The organism is Anisomitus miae (SeqCode), assembly GCF_054906395.1.
Genome location: NZ_JBRACL010000006.1, coordinates 38808 through 57549 on the forward strand (window position 1 = coordinate 38808; position 18742 = coordinate 57549).

An 18742-nucleotide genomic window follows, 5' to 3' on the forward strand; every position below is an offset into this window, starting at 1 on the left:
ATGCATTCACCTCGTGTATATCTAGATGTGTCAATTGTAACATAAATAGATCGTTTTGAGAATTTAGGATATTGGATTTATTTTGTTTGCATAAAATCAATAAGCTATTTTAATAATAAATTTTAGAGGAGGTATTCTATGGACACATATTCACATTTAAATATAACTGACGTGTTGGAGATAATAAGGAAAGTAGATCCTGTGAAGATACTCGATGTAAATGTCGGGTTTGGAAGATGGGGAATACTCTGTAGAGAATTACTTGAGAGAGATAACAATGGTAAGATTAAACGACCTGATTTGTGGAATATGAAGATAGATGGAGTAGAAAATATAGATACTAATTATCTACATACTTACCATGATATTTTTTATGATAACATTTATAGACAGAGTGTACAGAATTTTTTAAAAAATCACGTAGCTTTATATGATATAACTATTTTTTCAGATGTATTAGAGAATACACAAAAGCAGGTTGCAGTTAATATGATTAGGGATGCAATGGATATATCGAGATTTATTTTAATTTATGTTAGATTGGGTGATCATAACAAATCAGAATTAGATATCAATAATATAAGCTATTGGGAGGAAGATGATTTTTTAGATTATTCTATTGTTAGCAAAATAATTTTAAGTGATAGGTATGGAAATAGATATGGAATATTTCTCCTAGAATGTGATACAATCAAGAGAATACACAATAAGAAAGTTGTTATATACGGTATAGATGATTACTTTGATTTATGTGTGAAGCCATTTATAAATGAGCATAACATAATATGTTTTATGGAGGATAACGTTTTTAAACAGGGATTATTTTTCATGAATAAAATGATTTATACTGTTAGAGGAGTAAAAAAGATAAAGGAAGATTTTATCATCATAATTTCAAGTGTATTTTATAGAGACATAAAGCGTAGGCTCGAGGCAGCTTATTTGTATAATTTTATATGATTCGTGGAGAAATTAGTTTATGAAAATACTTATTGTTGATGATAATAAACAAATAACATCTATTTTAAAAGAGTATTGTGTTAAAGAGGGATTTGAACCTGTAGTAGCGTTCGATGGTGATGATGCTATCAATAAATTTAATGCGTGTGCACCGGATGTATTATTATTGGATGTTATGATGCCAGGTAAAGATGGGTTTCAAGTATGTCGAGAAATAAGAAAGGTATCTAGTGTACCGATTATAATGATAACAGCGAGAGGAGAAGATTTTGAAAAAATAATGGGTCTTGAGATAGGGGCAGATGATTACATAGTAAAGCCGTTTTCTGTCTCAGAAGTTATGGCTAGAGTTAAGGCGATTCTAAGAAGAATTAAAACTGATGATAGAAAAAAAGAGGTTTTTAGTTTTGATAATCTTACGATAAATTTAGGAGATTATACAGTTCGTATAGGTGGCAGTGTTGTTAATCTTACTAAGAAAGAGTTTGAAATATTATGGACGTTGGCTAATAACAAAAATAAGGTATTTTCTAGGGATAATATCTTAAATCTTCTTTGGGGATACGACTACATAGGTGATAATAGAACTGTTGATAACCATATAAAGAGATTACGATCTAAAATTAATGAGTTCGAACATGATTCTTGGACGATCTCGACAATTTGGGGAGTGGGCTATAAGTTTGAAGTTAAAGCAGGTGTTTAAGGAGAAAATTACTAAGAGGTTGACAATATATATTTTGTTTATATTAATAATATTTTCTGTACTAGTGATAGGTATATTTGCAGGGTTATTTAAAGGTTATGTTATAGGCAGTGATTATATTGTTAATAGTAACAAGGATTTTGTCTTGCGAAATTCTAAGAATATAGCAGAAAGTATATACATAGATGGTGATAACAAAGTGCTTGTAGATAGGCGTGCTTTATCTATAGAGAAGATTGATAATTTGTTTTCGTCTATGTCAGGATTTAGATTTTTAAGTTTAGATGGTATATATATTTGGATTTTAAATAATAAAAGAGAAGTATTAATATTAGATGATGTTTTTGAGATTAAGTTGGATCAAAGGAATAGTATAACTCAATATGAAAAGTCTGTGTTAGACCCTGTTTTCTACGGGGACGAGGTTATTTCAAGTGATTTTTCACATTTTACAAATCAGATAGTGACGACTGTTGGTGTACCAGTTTATAATTTAGAAAATAGAATAAATGGCGTCCTTTTAGTTCAGTATATATCGAGGTTTAGTGATATGATGCTTAGTAGTGGGGTACTTTTAGTTGTTTTGAGTTTTTTGATTGCACTTGCTTTTTCATACATTTTGTCTATAGTTTTTTCGTACAAGTTTACAAAACCTCTTCATAAAATGAGAGATAATGCTATTGAATTATCAAGAGGAAATTATGATGTAAGAAATAATATCTGTCAAGATGATGAGATTGGTTATCTCGCAAATACATTGGATTTTTTGTCGGAAAAACTTAAAGAGGCTGATGAGCAAACAAAGAAATTGGAGAAAATGAGGAGTGACTTTATATCTAATATATCACATGAGCTTAGAACACCAGTTACTGTAATGGTAGGTTCGCTTGAGGCACTAGCAGATGATGTAATTAGGGATGATTCAACTAGGAAAGAGTATTACAAAAGTATGTTGAATGAAGCTAAGTTCTTGAGTCGATTAATAAAGGATTTTTTAGAAATAACATGTTTGCAAAATGTAGATTTTGTTATAGAGAAAAGTAAACTTAATGTCGCTGATGTTATGGATGACGTCGTAAGAAGTCTTAGGCAGATAGCAGTTAAGAAAAATGTATTCATAAATTTGCAGAAGTTTAGTTTTAAAAATGAGATATATGGTGATTATGGAAGGTTAAGGCAGATGTTCATAATTGTGTTGGATAATGCTATTAAGTTTTCTAAAGAAAATTCACAAGTGGATATAATATTGCTCGATGATGAGGTAAGGATAAAAGATTACGGGAGTGGAATTAAAGAAGAAGATCTTCCCTACATATTTGAAAGGTTCTATAAGGAACGTTCTGAAAAAAATAAAGTTGGTACTGGGTTAGGGTTGTCTATAGCAAAGAATATAGCTATAAGACATGATATAGAACTTTCTATAGAAAGTGTGTATGGGGAGTATGCGGAGTTTATTTTTAAATATTAAGTATTTTGTGGTAGTTTAAAAAGAGACACAGATTTTAAATCTGTGTCTCTTTTTCTTATGAAAATGAACTTCCTAAATAATTTACATCACAATTCAAATTTTGGAACAAAGGTTCTATATTATTTCTGAATTCAGTTTCTGTAGAGTTCATAGGTTGATTGAATAATAATTGTTCTGTTTTGTTGTTAAATACCAGTAGATTTGTTGAAGATGATTCGTAGTTTATCGATATATCGGTATTATTATGTTTTATGTACTCCATCAGATCATCAAATGATTCAAACATATCGTTCCTCCATTAAAGTTAATATTATGATTATTTCAACTAGCTTAAAATTTATACAACAATTTATTGTGATTATCAAAAATAGATATCAATAACTTGTATTTTGCATTAGATTTTTAAAAATTAACTTTGTGGGAATGTAAAATCATATGTTTTTCTAAATACAAATTTGTGCTCATTATTTTCATTTTGATTCACTATTGAATAAAGGCTCTAATACATCGGCATGCTCTTTAAAAATATTAAGTAAATATTTGTTCCAATGTCGTGCATCTTTTTCAGAACTACCAAATACATAATCTTCTTGACCATAATCAATAACATCAAATCCAGGAATTGCTTTACTCGCTCCTTCAGTTCTGTAATTCGTTACATCCTTAAGTGATAAGGAGACGATTCCAGAATCTGATAAACTCACCCAACTGCTTATATCGATTCCACTTGGATTTTCAGATGTTCCATTTTGTATCTGTTTTTCTGGCTCAGCTTTCGTGATCTCAATAGCATCATTTACATATTTACCATACATCTGATCAACGTATAGTGAGAAAGAATTACCGAGAGTCTCGGAAGGAACATGTCCACCATCCCACTGCCATTCGAGTTCTGTATAAACTCCAGCATTTAATAAAGCAATTTGGAGATTTAAGGAATTTAACATGGAGATATCCCCTTCTGAGGCACCCATAATTATTTTTGTCCAGGTTGGGTCTTTGCCATCTTCTATGCCTATATACATCATTGGGTTGTATAAATTAACAATGTTATTTCCATATTTATCTCCTGAGTAGATCTCTTTAATGTCTGATTCATATTCATTTATCATTTCTGTATAGGTTGCATAGTTTAAAGAATCATCACTACTTCCTGTGTTAGATTGAGTTGTACCACCATCTGGTGTGCCCACAATATTTTCATTAGGTATAAGTTGACCGTTAGCAGGACCTTCGTTCATTTCTCTAGGACCATTTCCTATACCACCAGCTGGATCACCATTAGGTCTACCCATAATTCCTTTTTTATTTGATCTAGTATATCTACCTTCGATAAATGCTTGAACCTTATCATTATTAGTCATCTTTGATACTTCATCATCACTAAGAGCATTTCCACTAGAATCAAACCAAGTCCAATCATTTGCATAATTGAGATTATCTAAATACCATTGTAGGTTTTGTGTAAATTCTGCGAGGTATAAATCGAGATATGTACCATAATATCCATTAGTTTCAGGATAATTCTCAGGATCGTATTGTATAGTTAACTTAATTTCTGATTCCATTTTTCCATCACCGTTAAGATCAAAACCAACGTCGGATTCTTTCACTGATATATTTTGATCATTTATATATTTCATATAATTCTCAGATAGATACTCAGCAAGTTGTTTTTGAAACGGAGTCTTAAATGAATAATCACTATTTAAATAATATTCAAATGCTAATGCCATATCTGCTTCGTATAGAGGGGTGATAGCAGAATAAGCAATGAATCCCCAAGCACCATCAGAAATATCATAATCTTCACCATTGATAGTTACAGTTGTGGAATAGGATCCGTCATCATTTTTATAAACTCCAACTGCACCTACTTCAATTTGATAGTCATAAAAGTCTGAACTATCTCCAGTTACAGCGAACATAGTAGCATGAGCTCCTCCACCTGATCCGCCAGTGGATATGAAATAATCTATATTACCAGGCAAGTTTCCAAGAAGGATATTATATTTAATGTATCGAGCTGCTGATTTTTGGTCGACAAGACACGAAGGTGCATCACCTGTGTAATACATATTGCCATCTGCGTCTATGGCAGTATCTTTCTTACCTCTATTTCCACAGGATACATTTATGTAACCGTCTGCAGCATATTTTGTTGATGAATCTGAGTTGTTTTGGGAACCGTATCCAGCTGCACCAGTATTGATGATAACAGGAGCGGTTGATGCTGTATACACTTGACCATTCGTATTTGTTATCTTTGTATCATAATCGATTACGAGGGAACCTTTTGCACTCTCGTTTATGTCACTCGATGTTATATCTTCTTTTCCATCACCAGTTGTGTCTATGCCTTTTACATACGCACCAGGAACGCAAACAGAAACTCCTTGTTGATCTGGAAGTTCAAGGTAGGCGACTGCAGATACAGACGAGAGAATCCAAGCATCACTATCCGAATCATATTTCCATTCTTGATTTTTATTATTAGCAAGATTTAGAGTTTGCTCAATGTATGACTTATTGGAATTTACTTCTACTGCATTGCCATTTTTAGAGCATGAATAAAAGCCCGTGACCATTACAGAAGTAAGAATCAAGGCAATTAACCTTTTACAATTTCCCATATATAAACCTCCTTGATATTGACGTTAATTACAACATTGTTATTGTAAGAATTGAAACTTAAAATAAGTTAAAATGTTTTGCGATTTAATATTTTTGAACTTTATCTTTTCGTTTATATTTGATTTAGATATGTGAAAATGCTTATTAATTATAATTGGAAAAAGATTGAGTTTATGATGGTAAATTAACATGAACTATGCTAACATATATCTGAGATTTTATCAAATTTTGGAGAAATTTATGGAAAGATGGATTTTGAGAAATAGGAATACGGTAATACAAGATTTTGATAAATTGGATATTTCCTCTAAGGTTCTAAAAATTCTCGTAAATAGGGGATTTAAAAGTTTCGATGAAGTTTATAAATACATAAATCCAAGTGATGATGTTTTGAGAGATGCCATGGACATGAAGGACATTGATGTGGCTGTAGATATATTGAATAATTTAAAAATTAATAATGGCAAAGTCAGAATTGTTGGAGATTATGATGTCGATGGTGTTATAAGTGTCTACATTTTGTATAAAACTTTTAAAGATATAGGATTAGATGTTGATTTTGTCATACCAGATAGGGTTAAGGATGGATATGGAATTAATACCAAGATAGTCCAAGAAGCTAAAGATGATAATGTACAAGTTATAGTTACTTGTGATAATGGAATAGCTGCGTTTGATCCTATAAAATTTGCAAAAGATATCGGAATTACTGTCATAGTAACTGACCACCATGACGTTCAAATAAAACATTTAGATGATGGAAATTTTCAGGAGCTATTGCCAAATGCTGATGCTATATTAAATCCTAAACAGAGTGATTGTACGTATGGTTTTAAGAAATTGTGTGGTGCGGGTGTTTGTTTTAAATTATGTTCTGTGTTGTATAGAGTCTTTGGGATGGAAGATATGGTTATGGATCTTCTTGAATTTGTTGCTATTGCAACTATTTGTGACGTTGTAGACTTGGAGGATGAAAATAGGTTTATAGTAAAACACGGAATTAATTTGATAAATAAATCAAATAATGTTGGGATTAATGCTATAATAAATGCTAATTCCATAGTAAAGGGTAATATCTCTTCATACGAGATTGGCTACTTGGTTGGTCCATGCCTTAATGCTTTAGGGAGATTGGAAAGTGCAAAAAAGGGATTGGACTTATTGTTGATGGAGGATGTTAATAAGGCGTATGAGCTCGCAGTGGAAGTGAAACAGTTAAATGACAAACGTAAATCTATGACAAGAGATGGACTAATGGAGTGCATTGACATAATATCAGAGAGTTCATATGAGGAATCTAAGATTATAGTTGTATACAATGGGAACATTCATGAAAGCATTGCAGGAATAGTTGCTGGTCGCTTAAAAGAAAGATATTATAGACCAACTATTGTCATAACTGATAGTGATAAGATATGTAAGGGATCTGCTCGTTCGATAGAATCTATAAATATTTTTAATTTACTGTCTGACAATAGGCGTTTATTAAAATCTTTCGGAGGTCATCCAATGGCAGCGGGAATTTCGATAGAAAGAGAAAATATAGAACTTTTAAGAGAGAGTTTAAATGAAGCTCAAATTAACGAAGATAGTTTTGTGAATAATGTTTATATCGATTTGTTTTGTCCCATACAGAATGTGGACTATAAATTTGTAAAAGATCTTTCTTTGTTAGAGCCATTTGGAAAATCAAATTTAAAGCCTTTGCTTGGTGATAAAAGGGTTAGGTTATGCTCTTTAAAGAGAATTGGTAAGGAGCAAAATTATATTTCTTTAAAATTGATTTCAATAAATAATAAGGTTTTTGATTTTGTTTATTTTGGTGATGCCGATGAATTTGATAATAAGCTGAAAAATTTTTATGGTACTAAGTATCTTGATAAATTATATTCAAACAAATGTTTTATGAATTCAGATATATTCATGGACATTATTTATGAAGTTAAGCTAGATAGTTATAATTTTAATGAAGATATTAGATATTTTTTATTAAAATATAGATTTTAAAAGGTGAGATTATTTTTATGGATATTTGTAGTGGAGTACGTGGTGACATAATAGATTCATTTAATGATATCATAGTAATTTCGGATTGTGAAAATATCATAAGATCGTATAATAAGCGAGCTTATGAATTTTTTTCGTATGATGAAAATTTCCTTAAAGATAAGAGTGTTATGGATTTTATGAAATCTTTTGAGATAAATGTTTATGATAGGTTTTCTACAGAGAATAATTTTGATTTTGATCAAATTATAACTGGGAGTATTTCTAGGAAGGATATAAAAACCGTTGTTTTGAAGAAAACTGTAAGAAGAAAAGACCTATTTTTCAAACTTGGAATATACGAAAACAAGACTTGCGATGACAGCAATGCTCAAAACATTTTTATTCTAACAGATATAACAGACATTTATAACACATATAGAGATATGCACAAAAATAATGAGCTTATAAAGCAATATATAATTGAAATGAAAGGAATAATGGATATACGCCAGAGAACAAGCAAAAAGAAAGAGAATTATGCAATACATGTAAGCAACATAGTGAATAATTTGCATGAAGCAATAATTGTTGTTGATAATACATTTAAAGATATTTATTGTAACGATGCTTATAAGAATCTGTTTAATTTTACTCCGATTGAATTTGTATCTTTGAAATTTTTAGATAATTATAAGGTTGAATGCATAGGAGATATTAAAAATGATATAAGGGACTTTTTGAGAAATCTTAGATATAAAAATGATAAAAGGAGTGAGAAATTTTTATTTAAGAATGTTGTTGATGGAACAGAACGGTATTTTCAGATTACTTTAAATTCAATAGAGTCTAATAGTGTATCTAATATAAAATATTATAATGTAATTGCATTTTCTGACATAACGGATTTGAAACAGCAAGAGATTCTGAAAGATGATTTTTTTAATATGGTATCTCATGAGTTAAGAACTCCGATAACTCTTATAAAATCATCACTTCAAGCTATTGAAAATATTTGTAAAGATGAAATTACATTAAAAATGAAGAAATATTTAAATATGATGAATAAAAATAGTTCGAGATTGTTAAAACTTATTAATAATATATTAGATTTATCAAAGGCAGAGTCAGGTTATATGTCACCGATTGTTAGTTATTTTGATATAGTAGTTGTAACTGAGGATATTGTCACATCTATTAATGTCCATGCTAACCAAAAGAAGAATATAAAGGTTATTTTTGAACCAAATGTTGAAGAGGCATATTTATTTTTTGATAGAGATATGTATGAAAAGATTTTATTGAATTTACTATCAAATGCTATAAAATTTACGCTAGATAATAAGTTTATATATGTTGATTTAGTCATAAAGAATCAGGGATTTGTTTTGAAAGTTAGAGACCAGGGGGTTGGTATACCTAATGATAGACTAAATGATGTGTTTAATAAATTTGTACAAGTAAATTCAGTTTTAAGTCGTGGTGCTGAAGGAAGTGGCATAGGTTTGTCTCTTGTCAAGAAATTCGTAGATATTTTAAATGGAAATATCTACCTCGAAAGTAAGATCGGGGTAGGTACAGAATTTGTAGTTGAATTTAGTAATTTAAATATAGATAAGTATCCTCAAAAAGTTAAAGATATTATGATAAATGAGGATGTTAGTGGGCGAGTAGATATTTATTTTTCTGATGTATATCCTTAAGATTCAAAAAGTTACTTATGATTTAAAGAAGGTATTTATATGGGAAAGAAGATAGTTTTAACTGGTGGCGGAACAGCTGGTCACGTGATTCCGAATATTGCAATTATTCCTAGGCTTAAGGATGAGGGGTATGAAATTATTTACATTGGTAGTATCAATGGCATTGAAAGAAAACTAATAGAAAACGAAAATATTAAATACTATGGAATAAGTACTGGTAAGTTTAGGAGATACTTTGATTTGGATAATTTTAAAGATCCATTTAAAATTTTGAAGGGAATCTTTGAAGCAGCTCACATATTAAAATTGGAAAAACCTAATATCGTATTTTCAAAGGGTGGTTTTGTTTCTGTTCCTGTGATATTTAGTTCCTATAGATATAAAATACCAGTAATATCGCATGAATCCGATGTTACTCCAGGACTTGCAAACAAAATATGTATGCCATTTGTTAGGAAGATATGTGTAACTTTTCCTGAAACTAGAAAATTTATGAACAATAATAAAGTTGAATTCACAGGTACTCCCATAAGGAAAGAATTGTTTTCAGGGAGTGAAATAAAAGGAAAACGTCTTTGTAGATTTAAAAATGACAATCCAGTTATTCTGATCATGGGTGGAAGTCAGGGGTCTGCATTTATAAATAATTTTATGAGAGTTAACATGAAAAAACTATTAAAATCTTTTAATATAATTCATATCTGTGGTAAGAGTAACGTTGATAAATCTATGATTAATTTAGAGGGATACGTTCAATTTGAATATGTAACAGAGGAACAGACACATTTATTTAAATTGTGTGATATTGTAATATCAAGAGCAGGATCGAATAGTATACATGAGTTACTGGCTTTGAGAAAACCAAATATTTTGATACCTTTGACAAAAAAATCAAGTAGAGGGGATCAAATTTTAAATGCTGAATCCTTCAAAAAGAGGGGATTTAGTGAGGTTATATATGAAGAAGACTTGATTGATTTTCAAGTTTTATACAGTAAGATAAAAGAGGTTTATGAGAGAAGAAGTGAGTATATTAGTAATATGAATATAAAATATGGGAATCCTATCGAAAATATAGTTGATATAATAACTAAGAATGTGAGATGAATGTAAATCGCTAGTAGAGTTTTTGTTTGTAACAAAATTTGATATTTTTCATATAAAGGTAAATGATGACTTTAAATGTCACATTACCTTATTGTTGAATATTTAAAGGGATAAGATCTTTAAAACCACAGGGCTTTAAAGATGAGGTTTAAGATATGAAAAATAGTTTTGTAAAAGTTATAGGATTATCTGTAATTATCATATTTATAGTTTGGCTCGGTGTATTTATAGGAATTGATTTTTCTATAAAAACCTTGCTCATAGTTATGGCAATAGATTATTTGATTGGAATGGCCTTGGCTATGATGGGTAGTTCTAAACATGGGCATGGGGGATTATCTAGTAAGGTAGGATACGAGGGATTAATAAAAAAGATGATAGTTCTATTATTAATTGGATTAGTAGTTATAGTTGAAAATTACTTGATATCTTTAGGAGTTCAAATTGAGTATATAAAAAATATGGCTGTTGTTGCGTTTGTTATAAATGAAGTTATCTCCATAGTAGAAAATGTTAAATTTGCAGGTATAGAAGTACCAATTGTATTTTTGAAATTTGTAGAAAATCTCAAAAATATTAAATTTAAAAAATAGAGGAAAGTTAATGTTTTTTAACTTTCCTCTGTTTTTTTATAAGGTATATAAGAGCTAATAGGAATATTTGTTAAAAGTAAAATATAAAGAAGGATTTTATACTATATTTAACGTAATAATATATTTATATAACAAAACTTTTGTATAGTCCAGATGTTAAAATATTTATTAATTTTTCTGATAAGATTATGTACCATCTTTCATTTTTTTTAACCATTTTGATAGTTATATCTGTAGATATCTTACATTTCTCGCTTTTGATAAATTCTATAAAATTAGAATAATTTCTTTCAAAAGGTTCTTCAGTTTTGAAAAAATTTATAATAAATTTTGAAGTATCATAGTAATTAAGATTTACTTTTACATTGGATTTGTTGAAGAATGTTTTTGATGACAATATTTCATAATTTATTAAATATATCATATTCTGAAGTGTAGATATTATTTCAGATTGAGAGCTGCTTGAGTGTCTATTAATTGCTTTTAGGAAGATGTCATTAATATTAGGTAGCTCTTCATTTAGTATGTATGTGTTCGCAATATCTAATTCTTTAGATTTATATGATTCCATGAATTTTATAAAACAGTTCGTTATAATATTTTGGTTTCTAGATATAATTTTATTATAAAACAAGGAAAATACGGAAATTGTAGTAATTAAAAATACAAATAAAATTTTCAAATTGGTGTTTTTACGTACAAAATTCATTTTGACCATTCCTTTACAAAGTTTATTGGTATCATTTCGATTATTTTAAATTTGCACAAATTTATAAGATCTTCAAGGTGGTTTCATGAGGAATAAATGTAGAAAGATATATGATATAACAGATAGACAGTTTATTAGTTTGCGTTTAAAACAAATAAGACTGTCGACCAAATTAAATGCTCCAGATTTGGAGTATAAAATTAATAGTTTTAATAATTTAATAGAATTGTTAGAAGATGATCAGTTTTATGAAGAAAATCAAAAAAGGCAGTATATTGAAGATTTAAAAACAAAAAATTATAGATATATAAAGGACGTTAAGGAACTAAATTTAAATTTGAATATAAATTTTCAAAGTGATTTTAAGGATCTTACATACAACTTAAGAAAAATTATGTGCGTGGGTGATTATGAAAAGGCAATAGAAATTGGAAATAAAGTAGGGGAACTTTACCAAAAAAAGGATTTAATATGGTTTTTAATTGCGTTATCTTATGATTTGAATGGAGATAAAGAGGAGAGTGTATTCTATTATAAGAGGTCTATATTACTAAATGAATATGAAACAAAATATTATTACTACCTAGCTAATGTATACATAGATATTGAAGATTTAGAAAATGCTAATAAATATATTTTATATGCATTAAAATTAGATCCTGATAATTGCTATATTCTTGAAACCTATGCATACATTTTATTAAATAGTAACAAGTATGATGATGCGATTAGTATTTTTAAGGAGTTACTAAGTATTGTTGAAGATCATAAAGTTTTAAGAAGACTCATATCGATTATTTATTACCTTAAAGGAGTAAATTATTCTTACAAAGCAAAAGATGGTTATCTTTATAATATTGATAAGAATGATATTTATAATATGATAGCTTGCGTGGAAAGAGCTATGGAGTATGATTCAAGCGACTTATATTTTAAAAATAGTATCGTTGAAGCTAAGAATTCTTTGAAAATGTGTTTCGATCTAAAAAGAATATGGATCCTATTGATAGTGAGCTTGTTTTATGTTTTGAATGTACCGTTTATAAAAATAGGCGTAGTTATATTGCTTTTTTTAATATTCATATCTAGTTTTAAAATGGTATGTACATTAGAAAAATTTAGAATTACCAATGAAGGAACAAGAATAGATAGTTTTTGCGATAGTATAAATAAGATTTTTCGTTGTAAAAAAATTAAGAATTAGGGTTTTAAGAGTTTGGAGGTAAATGCTTTGACAACTTTGTATGAACATAAATTATTGGGCTCCAAAATTTACATGATAAGTGCTAATTTCAATATACCATTCCTAAATGGTGATGGTAATATCTGTTTATATGAATTTGGAATAACTCTTTTAGATAAAGATGGTAACGAGAAGTACATACTAGAGTTAAATGGTTTTGAAGTTGAATATGAAAAATTTATAAATATACGAAATTTGAAATACTTGGATAGAGCTAAGGTATTTTTAAAAAATATTAATTCTGCTCATGTTAAAATGAAAAATTTACCTAAATGCATTAATAAGGTTTTTTATGGTAAGTTAATAATTTTTATACCCCAAGTTGGCGATATAGTGTTGTTTGATAATCAATCACTTAAGTACAGAAACTTCTACGATAAAATACAGTTGTTGAAAAATGGAATAAATCCTTTATATAACTCGAATAATACAAAGAAAAGCAATATTATGAATATTTTTAAATTAAAGTTTGGTATGAAAAATCATATTAAACGATAAATAAATTCTGACTTTTGGTAAATATCAATTGATATTTACCAAAAGTTTTTTTATAAAAATGAATATTATTAATTAAATTTAAAAAAATATCAATGTGTTTTAATTTTCGATAGATAGGGAGTAAGTTCCTACTCCATTGTCATATTTCAAATCTATAAAATATGTAGTTTCTTTTTCAGGATTTAGATTTACACTAGCCTTTTTAGCTGAATCTATGAATAAATATTCAGTTCCTTTTTCATCTACTACGGTTATAGAAGTTTTTCCAGTTCTAAGTTTTAACTCACAATTCAACTTAACGGATTCAGAAATTGTGAATTTATAAGACTCACTTCCTGAAAATTTTGAAAAATCTGTATTTATGGGATTGTTCAATGATAACTCTCCGAGCATGGTTCTTGATTTTTGTGAATTGTTAGAACACGATATCAACAAAATACTTAATGTTAGAGCCAATGTACTGAGTACTAAAAATTTAAATTTCATCATCAATAGGTCTCCTTTACATAATCATGCACTGAGAGTATTCCACAAAATTTATAAAAATTTCTATGGAATAGATATATTTAACAATTATTTTAAAAATTTGCAAGAGAGAAAGGAATTAGAAACTCATGAAAAATTTTTTTAAGTATATTAACTTGGTACTCTTACTTGTCTTTGCTTTAAATTTTATCTTTGAAGATGGAGTTTATGTTAATAGTGAAGAACAGACGAGATTTTCAAGCATGGAGTTTGGTACAAATGGTGTTTCCTTTAATTCGGCAAATTTTTATTGGAGATATCCTGAAAATGTAAGTTTTGATATGGGAGATTATTTGAATTTAATATTGATTGATAAAAGTATTGGAAAGCATGGAGAGATTCCTGTATTTTCTGAAGCACACAATATGAATAGTGTGAATTTGAAATCTGTGACAAGCTTTGAGGCTAATTATCTCAAGCCAGAAACTTCTTATTTAGCTCAGCTCGAAATTGTAAAGGGTAATGGAGATAGTTATGTTCATGAAACTGAATTTACTACTGAGAAATTTGAAATTTTGAATATGAGTTTTCAGAATGCAGATAAAGGTGTGACGAATAAAAAGAGTGTTAGATTAGTTTGGGATGTAAGTAATTCCAATGTTAAATTTGTTAACGAAGATAAAATAGAAATCTTCATAAAGAAGTTTAGTGATAATGACTTTCATAAAAGTCCAATTTTTAAATCTAATGAAATGGTTACAAGAGCTGATATTGAATTGCCAGATTTTGAGGAATTATATGATTTTAAAATTGTTTATACGATTGGTGGTAAGGATATTGAGAGTGAAGTATTCGGAATTGATGTTTTTGCTGGGGGTGTTAATTTAAAAATTGAAGATGTTACTACAAGTTCTGTTAAGTTACGATGGGAATTCGAAGATGAAGAAATATTGAATGGCAATAGCAGTATGCAAATTTTTATGAGAGAGGATCGAAAGATTGAGTATGATACTGTTCCCTTTTTAGAGATTAAGGGTAAGGATGAATTGATTAATAAAAAAGAGCATTTAGTTGAAAATCTAAAATTCAATACAAAGTATAAATTTAAGTTTAGATTTACGGTAGAAGTTACTGAAAATTTTGGTGAGAGTTTGCCTATATTTAAGGAACACGAATATGAATGTGAAACTAAGAAAGTTTCCTTAAAGGATCTTAAAATTGAAAGTGTTTCCAATAATAAATGTAACTTAACTTGGAATTATGAAGGTGAGAATATTTCATTTTCTTCTAAAGATATTTTAGGAATTTACATAAAAGAAAGTTCAGATAATCAATATTCACAACCTGTGTTAACCTTTTCAGAAAGTTTGATTGATACTAAGAGTGCAGAAATTACATTGCCAAAGTACAATACAGCTTATGATATAAAGGTTAATTTATCAATTGGTGGAAAAAATTTGTTTGAGTTTATGACCTATACAATCGAACCTCCTAAAATAATTTTCGGAATCCAAGATATAACAAAGGAAAGTTTAAAATTCATACCTAAATTTGACAACATATCGTTTGAGGATGGAGACAAAATTCAAATCTTTATAAAAAAGGATTCGGATAATAGTTATCCAGAAAATCCTAATAAAGAAATTCAACAATCCTCTTCTGAGATTATAGTGAATTTAAAAGAGATTAATTTGGATAAAGAAATTTTTAAAACGGTTCAATTAAGTGAGGTTAGTGATTCTAAAGAAAATGAGAATAATTCTCAAAATCCACAAGAAAAAGGGCAGAAATATGATTTTAAAGTTATCGTTATAAAAAGTGGGGTATTGTATCAAGAAGAAATTTATTCTGTTGAAATGATAGAGAACAAATTACAAATTGTAAAAGTATCTTTTGAGAATCAAACCGAAAAGAAGGTTAAAGCTACCGTTGAATATGCTCCTCATAATTTTGATTTTAAGGATGTTGAATCTTTGAGTTTATATAAATCGTTGTCAGGTGTAGCTGATAGTAATCAAGAAAATTTAGTCAATACGATAAAGGAAAATTTTAAAGATAACAATACTTTTATTGTAGAATTTGATAAGTTTAAAAATTATAATTTGAGGTTTGTTTATAAATTCAAGAAAGATAGTCAATCTGCAGAAGGTAAAGTTACAAGAGATGCAAATGAGATAGAGGTGCAGGATGATCCTAGTAATGCTGTTAATAAAAGCGACGACGAAAACAATGATAACACCACTACAGAATCAGGCACTCCAGAAGTTAAAGCTGATGGTAAGACTAGTGATTTGGTAGATAGTTCAGAGGATTCTCAGGAAACGGCTAGTGACAGTGGATCAGAAGGTTCAGGTGGATCTGGTACGAATGATACAGAACAATCAGATTCAGCTACTTCTGGCGATCAAACAAGTAGTGGAAGTACATCTGGGTCTACAGGAAGTTCCACACCCGTAAATCGAGAGGATGTTGTAAGAGATGAGGTTTATAATCATAAATTTGATGTTATGATTTTTAAGATTCAGGACTTGGTAATGAGCGAAATAAAATTAAAGATACAATTTGAAAAGTATTATTCGGTTAAAGATGGAGATAAAATTGAAATCTTCTTAAAGAAAGATGGAGAAGATAAATTTCCAGATTCTCCTATCACAACTTTTGAGCATGGCAAAGACAGTGTAAATTTAAGTGATTTTGATGCTGTAGACATAACTGGTTTAGACCACGGGACAAAATACACATTCAATGTTAAGTTTACACCGATTGATTATAAGGATAAAACAATTGAAAAACAAATCGATGTGACTACAAATGATATGGAGTTTTCGGATATAAGCATTCGTCATGTTAGCGATATAACAGCAGTTATTGAATGGAAATTAGGTGATAATTTTGAATTTCATCCAAATGATGTTTTGAACATTTTCTATAAGAAAGAAAGTGAAACTGAGTATCCTAAGAGACCTTATGAAACCGTTAACGATATATATCTTCAAGATGGAGTATTTGTATATTTAGACAATATAGATACAAAATACGATATTAAGCTGGTATTCCAAAGTGGAAGCAAATCATTTGAGAAAGAGTTGGAGTTAAATACAGAGGTTGACGTTATGAATGCAGAGATTTCAGAAATATATGAGACATCTGCATATGTTAAGTGGAATTATCCTGAAAATTATTTGATAACTAATGGGGAATCGATTTCGATTTTTATTAAGGAGAGCAATAGTTCGTCTTATGGAGATGAGCCTCAATACTATATGCAATATGACGAAGAGAAGGCAGAGATTTTACAAGATTTTAAAAGTGCTAAATTGTTTGACCTCATACCAAATACTAATTATGACGTTAAGGTACTACTTGATTTTGGTGAAGTTGGAAAGAGGGAAAGGGAATTAAGTTTTAAAACAAAAGGTTTAGAGATGGGAGATATAAGCATTACTGGTATGAAGCCTTTTGAATTTAACATTTCTTGGGATATTAATTTAGATACGGTTGATTTCGATGAAGAGAGCGACTTTTTAAATATTTATATGAAGACTTCTGATCAGTCTTGGAGTGAGGAGAGATTATTATATAAAGTTTCAAAAGAATTAAATAATTTTAATAAGGCACGATTTATAGTTGATGATCCTCAACTAACTTATGACGTAAAGGTAGAGTACGATTTAGCCGGACAAAAAATATCTAAAATCATTTCTATAAAATTGTTTACGGTAACTTACAAAGAGGCAAGTTATGGGAATATCGATGTTTTATTGAGCTATCCTTCACCACTAGAATTTGAGGAAGGAGATCAGGTTGTGCTTCTATTGAGAAAACCAAAGTCATCATCTTATGACCAAAAATTTGTATCTAAGCATTCTGTGATAAATGATTTAAATTCTATTCTTAAAGTATCCCTTGAGGATATTGAACAGACATCTCATATAGCGTGTTGCATAATCAGTAAAAAGGTAAATATATTTCCATCACAAATTATTTATGATACGAGGGCGGAGAATTCTTCCACTTTGGAAATTGTAAGTAACCTTCAAGGAAGTAGCATTGATATAGAATTGCCAACTGATTATGAGCTTGATGTAACTTCGGAAGTTCGAAATAGTATTGGAGGTAATTCGTATTACGAGGAACTGGATGACAATAGTTATGTAATAGTTATAGATGGTATAGTTCCAGGGAAAACGTACCCTGAGACGATGTTACTTACAAATGATGTAGATGGGAATGAAGTGGCACTGTTCCTTAATGAATTTACATTGGAGCCGAGTAATTTGCTTGAAGAATTTTTAAGAAATTCGTATTTCTTTGCATTTGATAGAGAACCAGACGAAGGTGGATACACTTATTGGAAAAATGAACTTGTTAAGCAAGGAGATATAACTGGAAAGTATTTTTTAGTAAATCTTATGTTTGCTGAGAAGGAATTTTCGGATAGAAATTTAGATGACGAAGATTTGATAAAAGTTTTATATCAAATAGTTGTAAACAGGGAGTATGATTCTAAGGGATTGAGTTACTGGGTAGGTGTATATAAACAATATTTGGTGAAGTTTGATAATGATCAATATGAAGCTAAAAAGACTGTGGTTCTAAGAATGGTTTATGAACCAGAGTTTCAGCAATTATGTGAGCGGATGAATGTGAAGTGGTAATAGAAACTTAGG

14 protein-coding genes are annotated in these 18742 nt (G+C 29.3%); 10 read left to right on the forward strand and 4 right to left on the reverse strand.

The annotated features are described in order from the left end of the window. The first annotated feature begins 138 nt into the window (after nt 1-138). Genes AALI31_RS02840 through AALI31_RS02850 form a run of 3 tightly spaced genes read left to right on the forward strand, consistent with a single transcriptional unit; the run spans nt 139 to nt 3134 of the window. Entirely contained in the window at nt 139-960 is an 822-nt protein-coding gene (locus AALI31_RS02840) for a hypothetical protein (protein ID WP_489885016.1), read from the forward strand. A gap of 19 nt (nt 961-979) precedes the next feature. Next, a complete protein-coding gene (locus AALI31_RS02845; protein ID WP_489885017.1) occupies nt 980-1666 on the forward strand; it encodes a response regulator transcription factor in 687 nt (228 codons plus the stop codon). Further along, on the forward strand, nt 1644-3134 hold the full coding sequence (locus tag AALI31_RS02850; RefSeq protein ID WP_489885018.1) for a sensor histidine kinase: 1491 nt from the start codon (nt 1644-1646) through the stop codon (nt 3132-3134). Before AALI31_RS02845 ends, AALI31_RS02850 begins: the two co-directional genes overlap by 23 nt. Before the next feature lie 55 nt (nt 3135-3189). Here AALI31_RS02850 and AALI31_RS02855 read toward each other — a convergent pair whose 3' ends face one another. Together AALI31_RS02855 and AALI31_RS02860 are read right to left on the reverse strand one after the other, a co-directional pair. Continuing rightward, on the reverse strand, nt 3190-3420 hold the full coding sequence (locus AALI31_RS02855) for a hypothetical protein (RefSeq protein ID WP_489885019.1): 231 nt from the start codon (nt 3418-3420) through the stop codon (nt 3190-3192). Between the two features lie 184 nt (nt 3421-3604). Then, nucleotides 3605-5767 carry a hypothetical protein gene (locus AALI31_RS02860; RefSeq protein WP_489885020.1) on the reverse strand — a complete coding sequence of 721 codons (2163 nt, stop codon included), beginning with the start codon at nt 5765-5767 and terminating at the stop codon, nt 3605-3607. A 241-nt stretch (nt 5768-6008) separates the two neighbouring features. Between AALI31_RS02860 and recJ the strand changes: the two genes are divergently transcribed. From recJ to AALI31_RS02880, 4 genes are all read left to right on the forward strand, one after another. Then, nucleotides 6009-7775, forward strand: a complete 1767-nt coding sequence (gene recJ, locus AALI31_RS02865; RefSeq protein WP_489885021.1) for a single-stranded-DNA-specific exonuclease RecJ — start codon at nt 6009-6011, stop codon at nt 7773-7775. A 17-nt stretch (nt 7776-7792) separates the two neighbouring features. Continuing rightward, nucleotides 7793-9457 (forward strand): sensor histidine kinase, encoded by a 1665-nt coding sequence (locus AALI31_RS02870; RefSeq protein ID WP_489885022.1) that lies wholly within the window; start codon nt 7793-7795, stop codon nt 9455-9457. A gap of 39 nt (nt 9458-9496) precedes the next feature. Continuing rightward, the gene (gene murG / locus AALI31_RS02875) at nt 9497-10564 is read left to right on the forward strand and encodes an undecaprenyldiphospho-muramoylpentapeptide beta-N-acetylglucosaminyltransferase (protein ID WP_489885023.1); all 1068 of its coding nucleotides are present in this window, start codon (nt 9497-9499) and stop codon (nt 10562-10564) included. A gap of 155 nt (nt 10565-10719) precedes the next feature. Next, nucleotides 10720-11157: a phage holin family protein gene (locus AALI31_RS02880; protein WP_489885024.1), complete on the forward strand. Its 438-nt coding sequence runs from the start codon at nt 10720-10722 to the stop codon at nt 11155-11157. A gap of 124 nt (nt 11158-11281) precedes the next feature. Here the strand turns inward: AALI31_RS02880 and AALI31_RS02885 are convergent, their stop codons facing one another. Continuing rightward, nucleotides 11282-11728: a hypothetical protein gene (locus AALI31_RS02885; RefSeq protein WP_489885026.1), complete on the reverse strand. Its 447-nt coding sequence runs from the start codon at nt 11726-11728 to the stop codon at nt 11282-11284. A gap of 223 nt (nt 11729-11951) precedes the next feature. On the opposite strand from AALI31_RS02885, the gene AALI31_RS02890 reads away from it, so the two are divergent. After that, a complete protein-coding gene (locus AALI31_RS02890; RefSeq protein ID WP_489885027.1) occupies nt 11952-13070 on the forward strand; it encodes a tetratricopeptide repeat protein in 1119 nt (372 codons plus the stop codon). A 27-nt stretch (nt 13071-13097) separates the two neighbouring features. Then, nucleotides 13098-13607: a hypothetical protein gene (locus AALI31_RS02895; protein WP_489885028.1), complete on the forward strand. Its 510-nt coding sequence runs from the start codon at nt 13098-13100 to the stop codon at nt 13605-13607. 99 nt (nt 13608-13706) lie between these two features. Here AALI31_RS02895 and AALI31_RS02900 read toward each other — a convergent pair whose 3' ends face one another. Continuing rightward, on the reverse strand, nt 13707-14096 hold the full coding sequence (locus AALI31_RS02900; RefSeq protein WP_489885029.1) for a hypothetical protein: 390 nt from the start codon (nt 14094-14096) through the stop codon (nt 13707-13709). A 125-nt stretch (nt 14097-14221) separates the two neighbouring features. Between AALI31_RS02900 and AALI31_RS02905 the strand changes: the two genes are divergently transcribed. Continuing rightward, nucleotides 14222-18730 (forward strand): DUF4214 domain-containing protein, encoded by a 4509-nt coding sequence (locus tag AALI31_RS02905; protein ID WP_489885030.1) that lies wholly within the window; start codon nt 14222-14224, stop codon nt 18728-18730. The last annotated feature ends 12 nt before the right edge of the window (nt 18731-18742 follow it).

Coding starts and splice junctions, on each gene's coding strand:
- AALI31_RS02890 (WP_489885027.1), top strand. CDS start 11,952: ATGAGGAATAAATGTAGAAAGATATATGATATAACAGATAGACAGTTT.
- AALI31_RS02845 (WP_489885017.1), top strand. CDS start 980: ATGAAAATACTTATTGTTGATGATAATAAACAAATAACATCTATTTTA.
- AALI31_RS02880 (WP_489885024.1), top strand. CDS start 10,720: ATGAAAAATAGTTTTGTAAAAGTTATAGGATTATCTGTAATTATCATA.
- murG (WP_489885023.1), top strand. CDS start 9,497: ATGGGAAAGAAGATAGTTTTAACTGGTGGCGGAACAGCTGGTCACGTG.
- AALI31_RS02885 (WP_489885026.1), bottom strand. CDS start 11,728: ATGGAATCATATAAATCTAAAGAATTAGATATTGCGAACACATACATA.
- recJ (WP_489885021.1), top strand. CDS start 6,009: ATGGAAAGATGGATTTTGAGAAATAGGAATACGGTAATACAAGATTTT.
- AALI31_RS02840 (WP_489885016.1), top strand. CDS start 139: ATGGACACATATTCACATTTAAATATAACTGACGTGTTGGAGATAATA.
- AALI31_RS02905 (WP_489885030.1), top strand. CDS start 14,222: ATGAAAAATTTTTTTAAGTATATTAACTTGGTACTCTTACTTGTCTTT.
- AALI31_RS02900 (WP_489885029.1), bottom strand. CDS start 14,096: ATGATGAAATTTAAATTTTTAGTACTCAGTACATTGGCTCTAACATTA.
- AALI31_RS02855 (WP_489885019.1), bottom strand. CDS start 3,420: ATGTTTGAATCATTTGATGATCTGATGGAGTACATAAAACATAATAAT.
- AALI31_RS02860 (WP_489885020.1), bottom strand. CDS start 5,767: ATGGGAAATTGTAAAAGGTTAATTGCCTTGATTCTTACTTCTGTAATG.
- AALI31_RS02870 (WP_489885022.1), top strand. CDS start 7,793: ATGGATATTTGTAGTGGAGTACGTGGTGACATAATAGATTCATTTAAT.